12 protein-coding genes are annotated in these 18,328 nt (G+C 41.5%); 2 read left to right on the plus strand and 10 right to left on the minus strand.

The annotated features are described in order from the left end of the window. Positions 1 to 25 precede the first annotated feature (25 nt). Positions 26 to 2,188, minus strand: a complete 2,163-nt coding sequence (locus ACFQZJ_RS15110) for a S9 family peptidase (RefSeq protein ID WP_379935709.1) — start codon at positions 2,186 to 2,188, stop codon at positions 26 to 28. Between the two features lie 211 nt (positions 2,189 to 2,399). Here ACFQZJ_RS15110 and ACFQZJ_RS15115 point away from each other — a divergent pair, with 211 nt between their 5' ends. Together ACFQZJ_RS15115 and ACFQZJ_RS15120 are read left to right on the plus strand one after the other, a co-directional pair. Next, positions 2,400 to 3,722 (plus strand): hydroxymethylglutaryl-CoA reductase, degradative, encoded by a 1,323-nt coding sequence (locus tag ACFQZJ_RS15115; protein WP_379935710.1) that lies wholly within the window; start codon positions 2,400 to 2,402, stop codon positions 3,720 to 3,722. Then, entirely contained in the window at positions 3,719 to 4,633 is a 915-nt protein-coding gene (locus tag ACFQZJ_RS15120; RefSeq protein WP_379935711.1) for a GYDIA family GHMP kinase, read from the plus strand. Before ACFQZJ_RS15115 ends, ACFQZJ_RS15120 begins: the two co-directional genes overlap by 4 nt. A gap of 697 nt (positions 4,634 to 5,330) precedes the next feature. On the opposite strand, the gene ACFQZJ_RS15125 is transcribed toward ACFQZJ_RS15120, so the two are convergent. The 9 genes from ACFQZJ_RS15125 to ACFQZJ_RS15165 all read right to left on the minus strand — a co-directional run bounded on the left by ACFQZJ_RS15125 (position 5,331) and on the right by ACFQZJ_RS15165 (position 18,327). Beyond that, a complete protein-coding gene (locus ACFQZJ_RS15125) occupies positions 5,331 to 7,451 on the minus strand; it encodes a peptidylprolyl isomerase (RefSeq protein WP_379935712.1) in 2,121 nt (706 codons plus the stop codon). 93 nt (positions 7,452 to 7,544) lie between these two features. After that, positions 7,545 to 8,771, minus strand: a complete 1,227-nt coding sequence (locus tag ACFQZJ_RS15130) for a hemolysin family protein (protein WP_379935713.1) — start codon at positions 8,769 to 8,771, stop codon at positions 7,545 to 7,547. A 258-nt stretch (positions 8,772 to 9,029) separates the two neighbouring features. Beyond that, positions 9,030 to 9,638: an LPS export ABC transporter periplasmic protein LptC gene (gene lptC / locus ACFQZJ_RS15135; protein WP_379935714.1), complete on the minus strand. Its 609-nt coding sequence runs from the start codon at positions 9,636 to 9,638 to the stop codon at positions 9,030 to 9,032. 1 nt (position 9,639) lies between these two features. After that, positions 9,640 to 11,013 carry a tetratricopeptide repeat protein gene (locus tag ACFQZJ_RS15140; RefSeq protein ID WP_379935715.1) on the minus strand — a complete coding sequence of 458 codons (1,374 nt, stop codon included), beginning with the start codon at positions 11,011 to 11,013 and terminating at the stop codon, positions 9,640 to 9,642. 39 nt (positions 11,014 to 11,052) lie between these two features. Beyond that, positions 11,053 to 12,339 carry a hypothetical protein gene (locus tag ACFQZJ_RS15145; protein WP_379935716.1) on the minus strand — a complete coding sequence of 429 codons (1,287 nt, stop codon included), beginning with the start codon at positions 12,337 to 12,339 and terminating at the stop codon, positions 11,053 to 11,055. Next, positions 12,340 to 13,068: a type III pantothenate kinase gene (locus ACFQZJ_RS15150; RefSeq protein ID WP_379935717.1), complete on the minus strand. Its 729-nt coding sequence runs from the start codon at positions 13,066 to 13,068 to the stop codon at positions 12,340 to 12,342. A gap of 21 nt (positions 13,069 to 13,089) precedes the next feature. Beyond that, a complete protein-coding gene (locus tag ACFQZJ_RS15155) occupies positions 13,090 to 14,820 on the minus strand; it encodes a hypothetical protein (protein ID WP_379935718.1) in 1,731 nt (576 codons plus the stop codon). Further along, positions 14,813 to 17,053: a tryptophan-rich sensory protein gene (locus ACFQZJ_RS15160; protein WP_379935719.1), complete on the minus strand. Its 2,241-nt coding sequence runs from the start codon at positions 17,051 to 17,053 to the stop codon at positions 14,813 to 14,815. The genes ACFQZJ_RS15155 and ACFQZJ_RS15160 overlap by 8 nt, the downstream gene beginning before the upstream one ends. Next, positions 17,050 to 18,327, minus strand: a complete 1,278-nt coding sequence (locus tag ACFQZJ_RS15165; RefSeq protein WP_379935720.1) for a BatA domain-containing protein — start codon at positions 18,325 to 18,327, stop codon at positions 17,050 to 17,052. Before ACFQZJ_RS15165 ends, ACFQZJ_RS15160 begins: the two co-directional genes overlap by 4 nt. Between the last annotated feature and the right edge of the window lies 1 nt (position 18,328).

Consider the following 18,328-nt stretch of genomic DNA (forward strand, 5'->3'; position numbering starts at 1 on the left):
TATTTTTAGTTGATATTTGGTTGTTTTATAGTTTGGTCGTTACAAAATCGGTCATTTTATTGTACAGGTGTATTCGCGTATTTCCACCGTAGATACCGTGATTTTTATCCGGATAAATGGCCCAGTCAAATTGTTTGTTGGCCTGTACCAAGGCTTCTATCATACGCATCGTATTCTGAACATGCACATTATCATCGCCAGAACCATGGACCAACAGGTAATCGCCCTTGAGCAACTGTGGATAATTAAACGGGGAGTTATCATCATAACCGCTGGGGTTCTCTTTTGGAGTACGCATAAACCGCTCTGTGTAGATAGTATCATAAAACCTCCAAGAGGTTACCGGTGCCACGGCAATCGCCATTTCAAAAGTATCGTTCCCTTTTAAAAGACAGTTGGTAGACATGTGCCCACCAAAACTCCAGCCCCAAATTCCTGTTCTATCCTTATCTATGTACGGCAATTCGCTTAGCTTTTTAGCAGCGTCGATTTGGTCTTCGGTCTCATATTTTACCAAATTCAAATAGGTCGATTTTTTGAAATCACTTCCTTTATATCCCGTACCCCTGCCATCTACACAAGCTACGATATATCCTTTGGAAACCAAGGATTGATGCCAGTAGTCGTTTCCGCCCATCCAGCTATTGGATACATTCTGGGAGCCTGGGCCGCTATATTGGTACATGAACAGCGGATACTTTTTTGAAGCGTCGAAGTCCGCAGGTTTGATCATATACATATTCAAATCGTTACCGTTGATCGTAATCGTAGAAAACTCTTTTGGGCTCATTTCATAGCCTTCCAATTTTTTCGTCAAGGCCGTATTGTCCAAAATGTCGGTTATTTTTTTTCCTGTAAGAGACCTGTGCAGCGTATACACAGGAGGTGTTGTTGCACTGGAATAATTATTGATGAAATAGGTAAAATCTGTACTAAATGATGCCGAATTGTGACCTTCGACCACTGCTAAGGCCTTCTTTTTCTTTCCGTTGCTCTCCACACTATAAACACCGCGATTTATAGTACCGTTTTCGGTAGACTGGTAATAGATTTTATCCTCGTTCTGGTCGTAGCCATAATACTTGGTTACCTCCCAGTTGCCCTGGGTTACTTGGTTCATTAAAGTACCATCCTGGTTATACAGGTAAATATGGTTCCAACCATCTTTTTCGCTCGTCCATATAAAGCTATCATCGGCCAAAAAAGTAAGGTTATCATGAATATCCACATAAGCCTTATCCTTTTCTTCCATCAACAGGGAAACCGTTCCCGTTTTTACGTTTACCACGTGAAACCTTAGATGATTTTGATGCCGGTTCATGGTTTGTACGCTCAAGGAATTTCTGTCGTTCATCCATTTTATTCTGGGGATGTAATAGGCATCGCCTAGATCTATGTTGGATACCTCACCGCTTTTTACGTCGTAGGAATGCAAACTCACTAGGGCATTGTCCTCACCGGCCTTTGGGTACTTGAAAACATGCTGACTTGGGTATTTCTCCGTGCCATAAACGTCCATAGAAAATTCGGGAACATTGGTCTCATCGAACCTTAGGAAAGCAATCGTCGTACCATCAGAATTCCACTCAAAAGCCCTAACGAAGGAAAATTCCTCTTCGTAAACCCAATCCGTTACCCCATTTATAATCTTGTTTTTTACGCCGTCTTTCGTTATTGGTTGGGTTTGTCCACTTTCCAAATCCATCAAAAACAAGTTATTATCCATAACGTAGGCCACCCTATTGTTATCCGGAGATAATGTAGGCTCCTGAATCTTGGCGTCATTTATTTTTATGAGTTTTTTAGTAGCAATATCATACACATAAAAAATACCCAAGGTAGACCTCCTAAAGATAGATTCCACCTCTGTTGCGAGCAATAACTTGCTTTCGTCTTTGCTAAAACTATAGGAAGAAAAATCCTCCAACCCCTCTACATCGCCGGTAGAGATAAGGGTCTCTACTTTTTTCAAGGTACTATAATCGTATAAGTCTACGGAAACCAGACCTCTGTAGGGATCTTTGTTCAAAACCGTATACTGTTTCCCGTTGTTCATAGACCGCAATACATCCATACCCTGGGTAGCAAATTCATCTGTGTAAATATCGTTGACCGAAATTTGCTTTTTTTGTGCGGTGAGCAGCGTATTGGCACAAAGTAAAACAAGTAAAAGATTAATAATTCGCATAAAATGATAAATTTTGTTCCAACTTTCAAGTTTACCACTATTTCTGTAAAAAACCTTGAAATACGGCAAAAAAGACGCCCATTTTAAGACACTTAAGCACTGTTTCCGTTCTAGTCAATATCATTATCTTTACTTTTTATTTTCCAAATTTAACCAACACGCTTTGTTAGGTGCCTTATGCAGTTTTAAACAAGCGTAGAAACCTGAACAGATGACAACCCCGATAGCTGGATTTTCAAAACTTACCAAAACGGAGAAAATAGCATGGCTCACCAGCCAGTATACCAAGGACCCGGAGGCTTCCAAGCTACTCTTAGCTACCTATTGGAACGAAGATGATGCCGTACAACAATTGCACGATGAGTTCATAGAAAACACCATCACCAATTTATACATGCCATTGGGTATAGCGCCGAATTTTCTGATAAACGATAAACTATATGCCGTTCCTATGGCAATCGAAGAAAGTTCGGTGGTTGCCGCAGCTAGTAAGGCCGCCAAATTTTGGATGGACAGGGGCGGATTTACAGCTACGGTTACAGGCACTGAAAAAGTAGGGCAGGTACATTTTATTTTCCAGGGCGATTTTAAAAAACTTAACTTATTTTTTCAGTCGATCCAAGAAAAACTATACCAAGACAGTGCCCACTTAACGGAAAGCATGGCCAAACGAGGTGGTGGCATCTCATCTATCGAACTCCGGGACAAAACGGACGACCTGGCCAACTACTATCAACTGCACTGCACCTTTGAAACCAAGGATGCCATGGGTGCGAACTTTATCAACAGCTGTTTAGAGCAGTTTGCAACGACCTTAAAGAAAGAAGCTTTAAACCAGCACGCCTTTACCGATGAAGAAAAGAATATAGAAGTAGTGATGAGCATCTTGTCCAACTATGTGCCCAATTGCTTGGTAACCGCATCTGTAAGCTGTCCTGTAGAAGAACTAACCCTATCCTCTGATATTTCCCCGCAACAATTCGCGGAAAAAATGATACGTGCCATTACCATTGCCAAGGCGGAACCCTACCGTGCCGTAACACACAACAAGGGCATTATGAACGGTATCGATGCCGTGGTGTTGGCAACAGGAAACGATTTTAGGGCCATAGAGGCAGGGGTACACGCCTATGCCGCAAGAAAAGGTAGCTATAGCAGTCTTACCCATGCAGAAATCAAGGACGGAATTTTTAGATTTTGGATCGAGCTCCCCTTGGCGCTGGGCACGGTAGGAGGTTTAACAAAACTACACCCGTTAGTAAAGCTTAATCTGGAAATATTGCAAAATCCGTCTGCAAAGGAATTGATGCAGATCATTGCAGTTGCGGGACTGGCACAGAACTTTGCGGCGGTAAGCTCTTTGGTAACCACGGGCATACAAAAAGGACACATGAAAATGCATTTGTTGAACATGTTGAACCAGCTCAACGCAAATGCGAAGGAAAAGGAGCAATTGATAACACACTTTAAAACCAATACGGTAACCCATAGCGGAGTCACAAATGCACTTAAGCAATTGAGAAACCCATCATGACAGATTATTTTTATAGCAACGGAAAACTATTACTTTCTGGAGAATACGCCATTTTAGATGGTGCAGAAGGATGGGCCATCCCTACTAAATTTGGGCAAGGTTTAAAGATAACCCCATCTTCCTCAGGTATCCTTACTTGGAAAAGTTTGGATGTGGATAAGAATACCTGGTTTAAAGCAAGCTATACCTTAGCAGATTTTAAACAGCTATCCGCATCGGACGAAGCTATTTCCAAAACCTTGATCGGTCTTTTGCAAGAGGCAAGGGCCCTGCAACCTGCCTTCCTAAGCGAGTCAGCTGGCTGTGCAGTGGAAACCGAACTGTCCTTCCCAAGAAATTGGGGTCTGGGAACCTCGTCTACCCTGATAAACAATATAGCACAATGGGCAAAAATAGATGCCTATAGCCTCCTTAAAAAAACCTTTGGCGGCAGTGGTTATGACCTAGCCTGCGCCCAACACGACCATCCAATACTATTTAAAATTGAAGAGGGCCAAGCCGTTGTACGGAAAGCAAACCCTACACTGTCCTTTGTAGATCAACTGTACTTTGTGTACTTAAACCAGAAAAGGAATAGTAGGGAAGCCATAGCTGCATATAGAAAACGGTCTATAAATAAATTAGAACTGACCACAAAAATAACCGAGATAACTTCGGCACTTATTAGAGCAGGCTCCTTATCGGAATTTGAAAGGCTCTTAAATCTGCACGAGCACATCCTCTCCACTGCTTTGGACGTGCGTACCATAAAAGAACAGCTATTTTCCGATTATGAAGGAAGTATAAAGAGCCTAGGAGGTTGGGGAGGTGACTTTCTACTGGTAACGGCAAGAAAAAACACCTTTGATTACTTTAAGGCAAAAGGGTATAGCACCATCATATCGTATTCCGACATGATACTGAAAAATTAAATTATGGCCAGTTAAATTCCTTGATTGACTTAAGCAATTAATTAATACTCTTTATTAAGAATGGGCTAAGCCCAATGTCATTTAGTTGCCCGATTTCTAAGCTCGGGTCCGTTCCATGTTTTCATGGGAAGGACTCTTAAAGGCTCCTCTCTTGGGATCCCTGCCTCCGACGAACGAAGTATGAGTGAGAGGAAGGCACAGGTGTCCGCCAAAGGTGGACGGAGGGTTTGACCCGCAAACTTGCTCACGCCAGCTTGGTTCTTGACACGCATGCCGTTACCGACGCCAAGCTGAAAGAATGCACCAAACTTCCCCGGATTATACGGTGACGCCCCATACGTGGGCAATTTTGCGGTCATATCTCCCCGTCAGCAAAGCTGCCGCCCCTCTTTTCTAAAGAGGGGAGCAAAAAAATATGCATACATGATGTAACCGTAAGCCGAAATTTAACAGGTATGATGGCAAAGCAAGCTTAATAAATTACTGAAATCCAATAAACGTAGGGCTTAACATTTATTAGCTAAGTGCCTAAGTCAATTCCTTGATTCACTAAAGGGACTTTGGACATGGATACGACATTTCCCTAAGTCTTTGCATACGATATAACAATAATCGACTCTCCGGACGACTACGACTTATTTCATAAAAAAAGCCTCCGATATCTCGTAGGCTTTTTTATGGATTTTAGAAATAAAGCTTAATAAAAGGTGGCTCTTTTATCCTCTATTTCAGCACCTTCCTTTAATGCGTTATATACAGCTGTATTTACTCTATTTGCCGCATTCGTTTTTAAGGTATTAGCGTAGGTACTATAGTTGTCCAAGTTCGGTGCTTCCGTTCTGTTGGTAACCTCTATCATAAAGACACCTGTGTTGCCCTCCAACAATCCAGAAGTTTCGCCCGTTCCCATACCGTACGCTGTTCCTACTACAAGTGGCTCGCTACCAGCACCCGGAATAGTTGGCGACTTTACGGTTAAGGCGGATGCAGTAGAAACGGACACGTTGTTATCCTTTGCAAAAGCATCCATAGCCTTGCCCTTGTTCGCCGCTATAATTTGAGCAGCTTTACGTTCTTTCCTTAAAATAGGCAATACGGTCAAGGAAGCATCTTCAGGAGCCATTGGCCCTTCTTTATATTTTCCGGTAACCTGTACAACAGCATAACCGTTATTAATATTAAAACGCTTGATATCACCAACATTGGTATCCTCATTAAATGCCCATTGCACAACAGGACGCTGTAAACCAAGACCTGGCAAGTTCTCATCTAATTCCTTTATACGGTTTACAGGCCGTACCACATATTCGTTGGTTTTTGCAATACTAGAAAATTCATTTTCATTAGCGATCGTTTCCATTTCAAATTTAGTGGCACTTGTAAACAAAGCATTTGTGGTTTCCTCAGAAGCAACCACCTCCCTTGACAGGGTTGCCAGTTGCACGATATCTTCTTTATCATCTACCTTGATAATATGAAAACCGAAATCGGTTTCTACCAGACCTACTTCGTTAACAGGGTTGGAAAAAATAAAATCATTGTACTCCGCGGCCAATCTTCCTTGCTGAAAATACCCTAAGTCACCCCCTTGCGGAGCAGAAGGGCCGTCTGAATTATCCCTTGCAAAAGCGGTAAAATCAGCTATATTGTTCTTTACTTGCGCAAAAAGCTTCTTTGCCTTTGCCTCCGCTTCTTCCTTGGTCCTCTTAATTTCAGGATTTGCACGTGTTGCACCTTCGTAAGTAATTAATATATGACTGGATTTTACGGAACCATTTGGTTTTCTATCCATCATTTTAGTAACCTTATAGGAAGCACCATCTTTATAAGGACCATAAAACTGCCCTACCTGCAAACTCATTAAAGTATCCGCAACACTTGATGGCAACTCTTTTTTCGCTTTGTAAACCGTATCTAACTGAACATCGGAATATCGACTTAAAAAGGCGGCCATATCCTGTGTATTCCTGAATCCTCTTATGGTGTCGTTACGATCTGTTTGGGCGTTATACTCTATGGTGTCATCCAACAATTGCGTAACCGAAGCCTTAACCGCTTGATCATCTGCCTCCGATGGTTTTTCTTCAAAATAAACAAATCGAATGTCCCTAGCCTTTTCTTGCTTGTAATCCTCCTGATGCTTATCGACATAGGCCGCAATCTCCGCCTTACTAACCGTAATGGTACTATCGGCAATACTACTGTAGGGAACACGTACATATTTTATGTCCATTTTTTCGGTAGCCAGCTTATACTCCAATTCACCCTCTTTTAAAGTGGCGCCTACACCGGCTTTTACCAAATTAAAATAGGTCTGTTCCTTGGCCATCTGTACTATTTGCTCTTCGGTCTGCAACCAAGCCTCATATTGCGGAGGGTTGTTTACTTTCCAGTCCATTACCGTTTGACGGAACAAATTGGCATCGAACATTCCGTTTGCATCTTGAAACTGAGGGTTTTGACCGTAACCTGCCGTTTCTAAAAAATCAACAATTTGATCTTTTTCGATACCGATACCCAAATCGTTGAACTGCGCTCCAAGAATACTATTTCTAACCTCTTGGTCCCAAACCTGATTCATTACTTGTAAGGAAGAGGCTGTTGGCCCCATCTGCCTGGAGGCAACCTCCACTTTCTGTCTAAACTCATCAATCGAAAGTTCGTTACCGTTAATTTCCGCAACGGAGGATCCTACTTTAGTACCACCACCAAACTCACTGCTGGTAAAAACACCCGATATTACAAATGCAAACAAGGCCAGACCAATGATCAAGATCAAAACCGTAGTACGTTTTCTTATATTTTCTAAAACTGCCATTATATGGAATAATAAAAATTAGGTGGCGAAATTACCATTTTTAATTGAAATAATAAAAACTAAAAACACTGGAAACGATAGCAATAAAACCAATTAGTCCAAGTTTAGCAATTCTAGTGCAACCAAGTCTATCTTGGTACTGGACACCTCTATAATGGTAAACTTGAAATTATCCATTATGATCTCCGATTCCTTTTCGGGAATCTCACCTAATTGATGTACCAACATACCTCCCAAAGTCTCGTACTCATCCGATGAATTTAGATCAAGCTTGTAGTTTTCGTTGAGGTAGTCTACCTCTAAACGTGCGGAAAAAAGGAAATGTGTTTCGTCTATTTGCTCTTCCCTTAAATCCGTGCTATCATGTTCATCCTCTATCTCTCCAAAAAGTTCCTCTACAATATCCTCGACCGTTATAAGGCCCGATGTACCACCATACTCGTCCAATACAACGGCAATACTCTTTCTTTTTTTTATCAGCACATTTAAAATATCCTGAATAAGCATGGTTTCCGGAACAAACTCTACGGGAAGAAGGATACTTTTGATTGTTTTGGGTTTTTTGAACAGCTCGTAGGAATGTATATATCCAATTACATTATCAACGGTATCCTTAAAGACAAGAATTTTTGAAAACCCTGTCTCGGTAAATATTTTTGCTAAGTTTTTAGGGGTTTCATGTAGTTCTACCGCCATAATCTCGGTTCTTGGAACCATGACCTCGCGAGCCTTTACGGCCGCAAACTCCAAAGCGTTCTGAAATATCTGTATTTCCGAATCTACTTCGTCCTCCTCCTTTACGGTTTCCATTTGCTCGGTAATATAATCCCCAAGTTCTATTTTGCTAAAGGCTAGTTGCACATCATCACCCGGAGTACGGAACACATATTTCAATATAAAATCGGATACTCCGATAATGAACTCGGATATCAAGGAAAAGGCGATGTAAAAAACATAGGCCGGTATCGCCAACAATTTGAGTAGGGTGTTCGCATAAATTTGGAACAGGACTTTTGGAAGAAATTCCGCCGTAATAAGAATAACCAAGGTAGATATAATCGTCTGTGTCAACAAAACAAAATCCGTTAACATCAACTTTAGGAAGGCATTTTCAGGAGCTAGACCCGAAAACCAAGTTATGAGCAATTCACCCATAAAGAGACCATAGATCACCAAGGCGATATTATTGCCAATAAGCATGGTGGCTATGAACTTGGAAGGCTTTTTGGTGAGTCTGGTAAGCACTTTGGCCAAAAATCCTTCTTGCTTTTTTTCGATTTCTATATGAATCTTATTTGCAGATACAAATGCGATTTCCATCCCCGAAAAAAAAGCGGAAAAAAAAAGGGACAGTACTATAATTAAAACGTTTGGATCCACTATTGGCTGTCCTTATCCTTTTGGCGTTGTTCAAATTTCTTGCGATAATTTCTACGGAAAAGAAACATACCCGTGGATACAATTGCAAAAAATATAAAAAAATAAGCTTTGGACCTATCCGTACCCCAGTCCGTAAAAATCCTGTATAACGAAAAAACAGCAACTATTGCGTACAAATACTCTGTATATCTTAAAATCTTAATCATCTTCTTTTTCCTCTTTTATAAGCATTAAGCCAAATGTTTTGTGTGCCTTCATAATGCTAAGGTCTTTCTTTATATCCATGCCTTTACCGTCCATTACGGTGCCGTCTTCCGGATTGGTAAATTTAAACTTTTCTTGGGTAAACGCCCATTCGTTACTACGATCATAATAAAGCTGCGGCGTTTCGAGTTTTTTACCGTCATCGGATTTAATGATAACATTGCCTTTTAAATCTACAACCCCTGTAGCGGAATAAAGAATACCAAAATCGGCTTCTATAGTCGTACGCTCGTTCTTGTCATTAAAAATTTCCACAAAAAGACCCTCAGGGAACGTTTGATGGGGAAAAATCAAATTTTCAAAATCGTTCCTTATCGGACCCGAAAGTATTGCCATTACTTTTGATGAACCTGTATCCTCAGAGGTTATCTTTTCCGGTATTTCTGTATAGGTAAGAACAAAATTCTTGGCGACCCCCTGCGGAAAGATCTGCTTTTTAGCTTCGTCCCCAACACGTTTATAACCGTCCTTACAAGAAAAAAGCATTGCCGCGGTTACTACCACGGCAATGCTTTTGCAACTATCTAAAAAAGATTGTATCATCTTATAATGTAGGCACCTTTACGCTACCGCCTACCCAGCAAGAAAACGAAACCGTCTTACCTGCCATTCCGGAACTAAAGATCATTTCCTTACTCGGAGCTTTTGCCCTGTAACTTGCCACTGCCTGGTTTGCAGATGACCGTACAGAAGGATCTACCCTACCTGCTTTTGCGGCCATATCCGCTGCTTTCCAGTACATGGCACGCTTTTCAAAAGGTGTTGTTCCACAATCATTGGCACTAGAGGCATATAAGTTGGCGATCAGTAAATAAGCTCTTCCATTAGAACCATTTGCATCAATTGCTTTTTGCGCATAACTCCTTGCCGTAGATTTGCTACCCTTTCTTTTATTTATCGTTGCCACCTTCATGGCTATTTTAGATTTCTTAACTCCGTCTGTTTCCAGGCTCAAAGCTTTATCAAAATCCTTCATCGCTCCGCTAGAATCTCCACCTTTCATTTTAAGCGTACCTAAATAGACGAATATATCCGCAGATGGGTCTAAATTCTTTTGTGCTTCTACCAACTTCACAAAAAGGTCGTCATCCGTACACTCCTTGCTGAACATTCTAGAAACAGCACCCTTCACCCATTTAACATCGTTCTTTTTAGCTTCAAAATTCTTCTCATATAAAGGAATAAGATTGCTACAGTCTGCCAAGGCGCCCAACTTGGAATCTATACTACCAGCTATTTTACCGTAATTTTCGGAATAGGAGTTATAGGATTTTAGGGCGCGCTTTTCCTTTGATGTCAAGGTGCCGGCTTCTTCCTTTGGCAAAAGTTTACCGATTTTTACGGTAATTGCATCGTTCTCTTCCTCTATTTTAGTGGTGACCTCATCGTATACATCAAAGACTTCCTGCAACTCTTTTTTGCCTGCATTATGCAAGTCTACCAAAGAAGAAAAATATAGGTATAGGGCCTTAGGGTTTGTAAAGTTCTTTTTGTCTTTTCCGAAAGCATCGTTCAACATGCCGTACATCTTCTCGTCATCTATCATTTTCTCATCGCTCATCAACATAGCCTTATCGATATCCGTTTCGGCTATACTTGTTTTGGATGCATAATATTCCAATCTGCTATCGTACACATCCAATAACATTTGAACAAAGGCCTGCCTTTCCGCAGCAGGACCTTTCTCTATTTTTTGTTTTAAAATACGCTCACCATAAAAATAGGTGGCATAATTTAATTTAGGACATGTCTCATAGACCATTTTCCATGGTTCGTAAGCTGCATCATAATTTTTGACTTTTGCATGCTCCGAAAAAATAGAGAGATTGGTCATACATTCAGGATTCTGTGCCTGTGCATTACTTACCCCCATCATTCCTAGGAACATAATTGCCGTGAAGTAAATTTTAGTTTTCATCTTGTTTGCGTTTAAAGTGGTTAATGTACTAAATATTTTTTAGTTAATTTTTCTCTTCTGGAACCAGCGATCGTTTAATGAAAGTCCTACGTTTATCTTAATATAATTTTCCTCTATCAAATTTGCCCGTGTTGTTCCTCTTTTTCCTAATTCAAAACCTAGGTTAAGATTGGATAAACTTCGTCCCAGTGGTAGTCCAACTCCAAAAGTTATGCCAAAGTTATTAATTTCCACATCACTGACCACCATTCCGGTCTTGTCCAAACGCAGTCCTGCCCTGTATGTCATTTGTTTTAAATAACTTGAAAAAGAACCACTGTCCGGTGTAATAAATCCACCTAGTGCAAATGAACTCGCATCATTGTAAACCACATTTTCAACCCCTAAAAACGAATTTTCAAAAGCACTTAGCCCCTGAAAACTGTACTCCCCTCCAATGAACCATTTTCTATTTTCACCAAATCCCAAACCTAGGGTCGTTGTAGTGGGAATCTTGAGCTCGGTATTTTTTAAGTTCTGCGCCTCCAGATCTATGTTTATCTCTTCTATGGAGCCCCCTGTTGCCACCGAAAAAGAACCTATCCTACGTTCGTTCTTGCTCACAAGATTACCTTGTGTATTTACCCGTACAGAAGTATGTAGCGTATATTTATCGCTGATTGCGGGGGTGTAGTTTAAAGCGTAGTTGAAATCAAATCCATTTACCCTAGAGTTCCTTCTGTCAAAAGACCCGAACTGCACATCTTCTACCTGCTGTAACCGCTCACTGTCAAAAGTTCCAAAATTGTAGTTCACGGTCGCTCCAATGCTAAGGTTCTTTATAATTTCATAGCCAACGGAATAATACACCCTGTTCAGTCCGCCAGACCCGTTAAAGACATTTGTAAGCGGTTGGTTTCCCGTTTCTTGTTCATCGAAAAAATTATACCCTACCGAGGAAAAGGGCATTATCCCAAAACCCATACCTAATTTATTACCCAAAGCAAAACCTAAGGATAGGTAATCCAGGTTGGTAACGGCACTACTTTGTTCAGAGGTGAAATCCTCTAAACGAAATCGCTTATTGGATATGCCCGCAGTATATACTACCAAACCTTGATTATTCAATATATCCAAACCTAACTGTGCGTAAGCGGCCGGATTTCTATGATTGATGTGAATACTGTCAGCATAAACAGCAATACCTCCCATCATTTGATTTTCTACGGTGCCGGCAGTTCTTAAATCACCAATACCGAAATAAGAATAAGGAGAAACGGTTCCTTCTTGGGCGTACAAACCCGTGGTGGCGATGCACACAATTGCAACTACAATTTTTCTGATCATCTAATGCTTATTGTATTCTAGCAAATAATTAAGCCCCTTAAGGAGGAATTTGGAATCCGCAAAGATGGTATTTTTTAGTCGTTTAGACAAAAAATGACTATCACCCCCTGTTAAAATAACTGTTAAATGTTCAAAACGATGTTGGTATTGTGAGATTACCCCTTCTATTTCATTCAGCACGCCATGGACTACCCCACTGTGCATACAGCTGCTTGTAGCATTTCCGATAAAATCCAAGGGCGCTTCTTTTTTCAACAATGGCAATTTTTCCGTTTGTTCGTGCATGGCCCTGTATCTCATGTTGATTCCGGGGGAGATAGCGCCACCCAGGTACTCATTAAAATCATTTACAAAATCATAGGTAATACAGGTACCGGCATCTATGACCAAGGTGTTTCCTCCTTGATTATGGTAAAAAGCAGCCGTAGCCAGCGCTATTCTATCGATTCCCAAGGTTTGTGGTGTTGCATAACTATTTTTAAAAGGCACTTTTGAATTTTGGGACACTACATGAACCTCGCAAAACAGCATCAGTACCTCAAAGGCTTTCTCGTCCAGGTTTCCGACCGAGGCTAGTATTGCATGGTTTATTGTTGGAAAGCTATCAAAAACCGACTTCACTTTCTCCACAAAAACCGATGCTTCAAAATACTCATGGAACAGCAATTCGTTCTTTTTGAAAACCGCAAATTTCGTATACGTGTTTCCTATATCCACTACTAAATTCATGCTGTAAAGGTATAAAACAGATTAGGCTTTTAACTTTGGTGAACCCCATAAATATCCCATACAACCCAGAAAAATCAAAAAGAACCACCACCGACTTATTTCCGAGGGTATCGTTTTTTGTACGGCTGTATGCGCTACGGAATTAAAAAATCTATTGTTCTTTAGTATGTTGTCCGCTGCTGTTGCCGCTTTCCAATGAATGGTGTCCATAACATAATAATGCGCGGTAACACTCGTATCGCCTTCCATCCGCAGTGTATGCCAACCCTTACTTTTAGGATAGGTCCTGCCGTGCCACTTATCTTTGATCAAGGCGTTTTTAATAAGTGGGATGTTGTATGATGCATTGACCGCTACCTTAGGTTTTGACGTCCCCGTTCGTAAAGAAAATGATATTGGTCGATGCACAAAAGAAAAGGTCGATAGCTTTTCAAAAGTCCCCGTCACTTCTTTGGATTTGGCCATTGTATTTATAATATCCGTCCATATATTTTGGTAGGCATTCCTCTTCCCATCCAACATCAATTGATAGGTATTGTTTAAAATAGTGGTACCCACCAGTCCTTTCCCTTCTGCCAAGGCATACGAATGGTTCTCTACGGCAACACCCCTAGGGTCCGTTTTCCGAAAGTTGTATGGGTAGGTTTCAACCATACCTGTTTCAATTCTTACGTTCTTCCTTGATGCATCTCTCTCCATATCAAAATTAACCAACAAACCGTTAGACCTAAACAAAGTTTCATTGGGTTGCACAAAAATGCCCAATCCTTTTTCCCTTGTCAACTTTATAAGCACATCCTTGCTAGTTTTGGATAACCCCAAATACGTATCCGTATCCAAAACTACCAGATCAAAATCGTTTAGCTCCTTTTCACGAAAACCGTACACCGGACTTTGCTCGGTATTAAAATACTCGAACTTGTACTTGCCTTTGGTCATTTGACTTCGCACTACCACTTCATGACCTTCTTCCGCCAGGAAGTTTTTTAGATACTTGCTTTCAAAAGAGGGAAACCTATTACTTATGAACATCCGTAATCGTTTCTTTGCCAAAACTTCGACAGGAACGGGATCTGAATTCAGCACAGCACCGGTACTGTCTTTCTCACTGAGCCTATAAACAAATTTTCCTTTTGTTTTTACACTACCTCGTAAAGTAAAGCCTTGTTCTGCACCATCGTTTAAACGTATAGAATCCAAACCTTCGCCGCCAGGGGTTTCCAACACCAATAGGTTCCCTATAACTGGCTGGTTAAATAATCCGCTTACCAATACATCCTGTCCTGTTCGCAGGGTATTCCCGTATTTCAACTTAACGATACCTTTGGGATCAACTCCCTTAAGATAGCTCACAGAAACATCCTTAAGCTGCCAAAAGTCAAAATCCTGCAGCCCGTCGCCCAACACAATAATTTCATTTATTGAATCCAAAGCCTTCGAAAAATCCAAGCCCGGTCGGTATCGAATGGTTCGGATAGATTTTTCGGTGTCTTTGATACTATCCAACTGGGCAACCCTGTAATTATCCGTTAATACCATCGCTTTTCCAGAAACTTCCGTAAGCAATGTTGGTCTCAGATAAAGCAGCACCAAGGCCGTAATTCCTAAAAAAGCAACAAAGCTATTTACTAAGACCCGAGTGTGGAATTCCCCTCGCCATTCTTTCCACACAAAAAGCAGCACCATTGCAACGGCAAGAAGTATTACCGCCCACCACAACTCCTGATTTATAAAGTGAAGTCGATCAATCATTGCTTTCAAGGGCTTCTAAAAAAAGGTGATTTAGTTGTCCGGTGTAGCTATTACTTGCGCTAGGAACGGCTGTTCGGTCGGGCAGGGCTCGTAGCAATCCGGCATAGGCCAGGTTGATTCGGACCATATCTAGCTGCTCAGCTTCTGACAGCCATTTTAGATTTTGTAAGGTGTTGAGATACCTGTTAGGTTGGGCAATGGCCAAGACTGCAAGCTCATCTCCGGCAGCTTTTAATACTGACCTATCCTCTTCGGACAGTGTTCTATTCTTAGCGCGCACCAATGACAAAACTTGTAAGGCAGCTTTCATATTCGGATAGATTTCGTCCATTTTTAATTCCTCTGTCTTACGGAATCCTTTTACATCCTTTAATTCGCCACTTAAACGTTTTTCCTCTTTTATAGGTGGCGGATCAAAACCGATACGGTGCACATAAATTCGTGCGCTATTTTTTATTTCCTGAATCAGTTTCAAGGCCTTGTACTGGTACGGAAGTGATTTTTCGGGTTCGTAAAGGCGCAGGTACAATTCGGCATCCCACATTTCGGCCATGGCGTCCTTCAGCATACTTTTTAAGGACTTAGCGAACAAAGTAGATGCTTCCGGATCGCCATGGTTGTGTACATAGGCTTCCAGAGGGTCTTCCTCGGAGTCCGCTCCGCTCATCTGCTCGTCACCGTGATCATGATCATGGTCATGGTCATGCTCTTCATCGGCAACTAAATTATGTTCGTTACTGCCATCGTGTTTATGAGAGTATTCGTCCAGCATGTCGCCTGGAACGGTAGCCGCACCAATTTCTTTAGGTGCGGTGGGCGCTTCCGTTTCGTCGCCCATAAACTCGCCATATTTTATCCTAAGTGCTTTTTGATCAAACCCCAGTTCATTACTTCTAAAATTAAAATCGGGTTTCTTTAGCGCCGGTTTTTCTAATATTAACTGCTCCGTATCAATGATCAATTGCCGTTGGCTCCTAAAATAATCCGGCATCAGATCGGCCCCCATGGTGCCTTCCACGGCAAAAGCGTCTGTTGCGGTATCCTTGATGACCGAGAAATAGGTTTCGGTACGGGTGATATTGGCCTTGGGCTCCTTGTTGTCCTTTACTTCCACATAAAAATAAAGTTCATCGCCCGGTTCCATGCGCAGACTTCTTAAATCCATTTTCTTTTGAAGCGTGGCCGACTTGGATAATTTTTGCAACGGGGTATCAAAAGCTAAACGTTCCTCCCTAAATTTTACCGACTCGCCCGTGCCTTTACTTACCGTTGCTATAATCGCTACATCGGCAATACCAAAATCATCGGTAATACTGCTTGTGAACGTGAATTCTTGGGAATCCGTAGCCTCAAAAGAAGAAAACTGGGGCAACTTGTTCATCCTTACCTCTGGAGGTTCATCTTTAAACACTTCAAAACTGTATAGCGCGGACAGGTATTCGTTTTGTAGGGTATCCGTGAATTTTAAGCTGTAAAAACCAGCATTGCTTGCCTTTAGGCGATGCGTGTAAAGCGCATTATCCCATGTCATATCGGTTTCATCGGCACCAAACTGAAAAACGGCTTTTTTTATAGGTTGATTAAACCTGACAGCCCAATCTACCGTCGAGCCTTCCAATACTTTTACATTCATATCAGAAGTAACGGATGCCGACTTTCCCGTATACGACGGATAGCGTACCGTAATTTTTTGGCTTTGAACCACCGGCGGAACCACCTCCACGGAAAGCGAATCCAAAGGCTGAAACACTATTGCATCGTTTTGTGGAGGCGTATTTTTTGTGGTTTCAGCAGGTAACCTAATACCTGAATACTGAAGTAGCAACCCTAGACCAACGCAGCCTAGAGCAATACCTAAACTCTTGCCTATCTTATGTTTTAACCGAATTTTTCTCTTGCTAAAAACCAAGGTTTCGGCCGTTCGGTACTGTTGGATTTTGGCTATTGCACTCAATTCTTCATCTTTTGAAAACAACAGGTAAGTACTATTCTCCAATTCCTTTAGTGCGCTATCCAAATAACTACATACCTCCCTTACTCCAAATTTCCACGGCCTTACCCAAACCCCGTATAGCAGAATGGCAACCAGAAATACTACTGCGGCCATCCAAATACTAGGAAAAAGACAATACACCAATACGGCAATACCCAAGGAGACCAAACCGATTTCCGCTGTGCGGAAGAGGCGCCACCTAAGGAGTGTATTTTGTATAATTTGTTTGGCCGCTATCATTGTTTTCTAAATTTAGCCAATAGTCGCTCCAACATCAAAACGATCAGAGCGGCAATCCAAAACCAATTCGCCATTCCGCGCTGTTGCCTATCGCTATCAGCAGGTGCGAGATCTGCCCTAATCGGTAAAAAATCCGCCTCGGGCATTGTTCTTTTATCCAGCATACGCATTCTCTCTTCTAGTATGGGCCTATCTATCAAAATCATCGCTAATTCATCCGCCAGTCGTTCGTTTAAAACACGTTCTATCGTAAGACGCCGCGTAAGATAGTATAGCGTTTTGGTTGCCGTTTTGTTAATGCTACTTGTTGCAAGACTATCCGCCAGGTATTGTATTAATTTTCCCTTTATTTTTGGAGGTGTACTCCTTTTTAACCAGACAGAAAGGTCAAAATAGTTTTCATTGAAGGTTTTCGAATCAGCAACTTCCTTCAATTCTAGATGGCTTTGGGTATACTTGCCAACCGCCTTGAAAGCCGCGGCCAACAACTCCTTCTCCTTTAAAAACTCGTCATCGTAAGTGATTCCAATACGTAAGGTATCTTCAAGGCTTAGGGGAATATTTTTACTCGCACCATTTTGGGTTACCGAGATACTGTCTTTTGCACCATAAATTATATCCTCTTTTAAAATATGCTCCTGCACGATATCCGTATTGCCGGCTTCGCTCTTTACTGTATGTAAAATAACTCCATCTTTTACCGCCGTAGCTCCAACAAGGCTGTCTGTTGTAGCATCCTCATCCATAAGCACCCAACGCACATTCTTGGATATTGTGGGACGCATTCCTTGAACACCTTTTATCTTTCCCGTTGAAAACACCACAATACTTTCCGACTCAATATGTTGCAGCTCTTGCGCCAATTGCCAATATTTTGGGGTTTCTATGGGTATATTGTCCCTATCAACTACTGGAAAATCTTTTAAAAAAAATCGTTTGGGAACTTCCTGAGCGTCTCGCAAAACAGCATCCATTTTACCATTGTTCAATAAAGAAGGTTCAATGATATAGGTTAACGGAACTTTCGTCTTTTTAGTTGACAATACGGGTTGGGCCATGGCACACACCAGTAGCGACAATAAGAACATCCGCAAAAACAACAACAACAATTCGTTGAGCTTTATCTGGCGGGTCTGCTTGGTTTCCTGCTCCGTGAGGTATCTAATACTACCCACCTTTATCGTTTTTGCGTCGCCCTTGTTCAACAAATGAATCACAAAGGGCACCAATACTGCAAATAGCCCCCAGAGGTATGTTGGTTGCAGGAAACTCATA

It is taken from the genome of Maribacter chungangensis (assembly GCF_042676845.1).
Taxonomy (GTDB): Bacteria; Bacteroidota; Bacteroidia; order Flavobacteriales; family Flavobacteriaceae; genus Maribacter; species Maribacter chungangensis.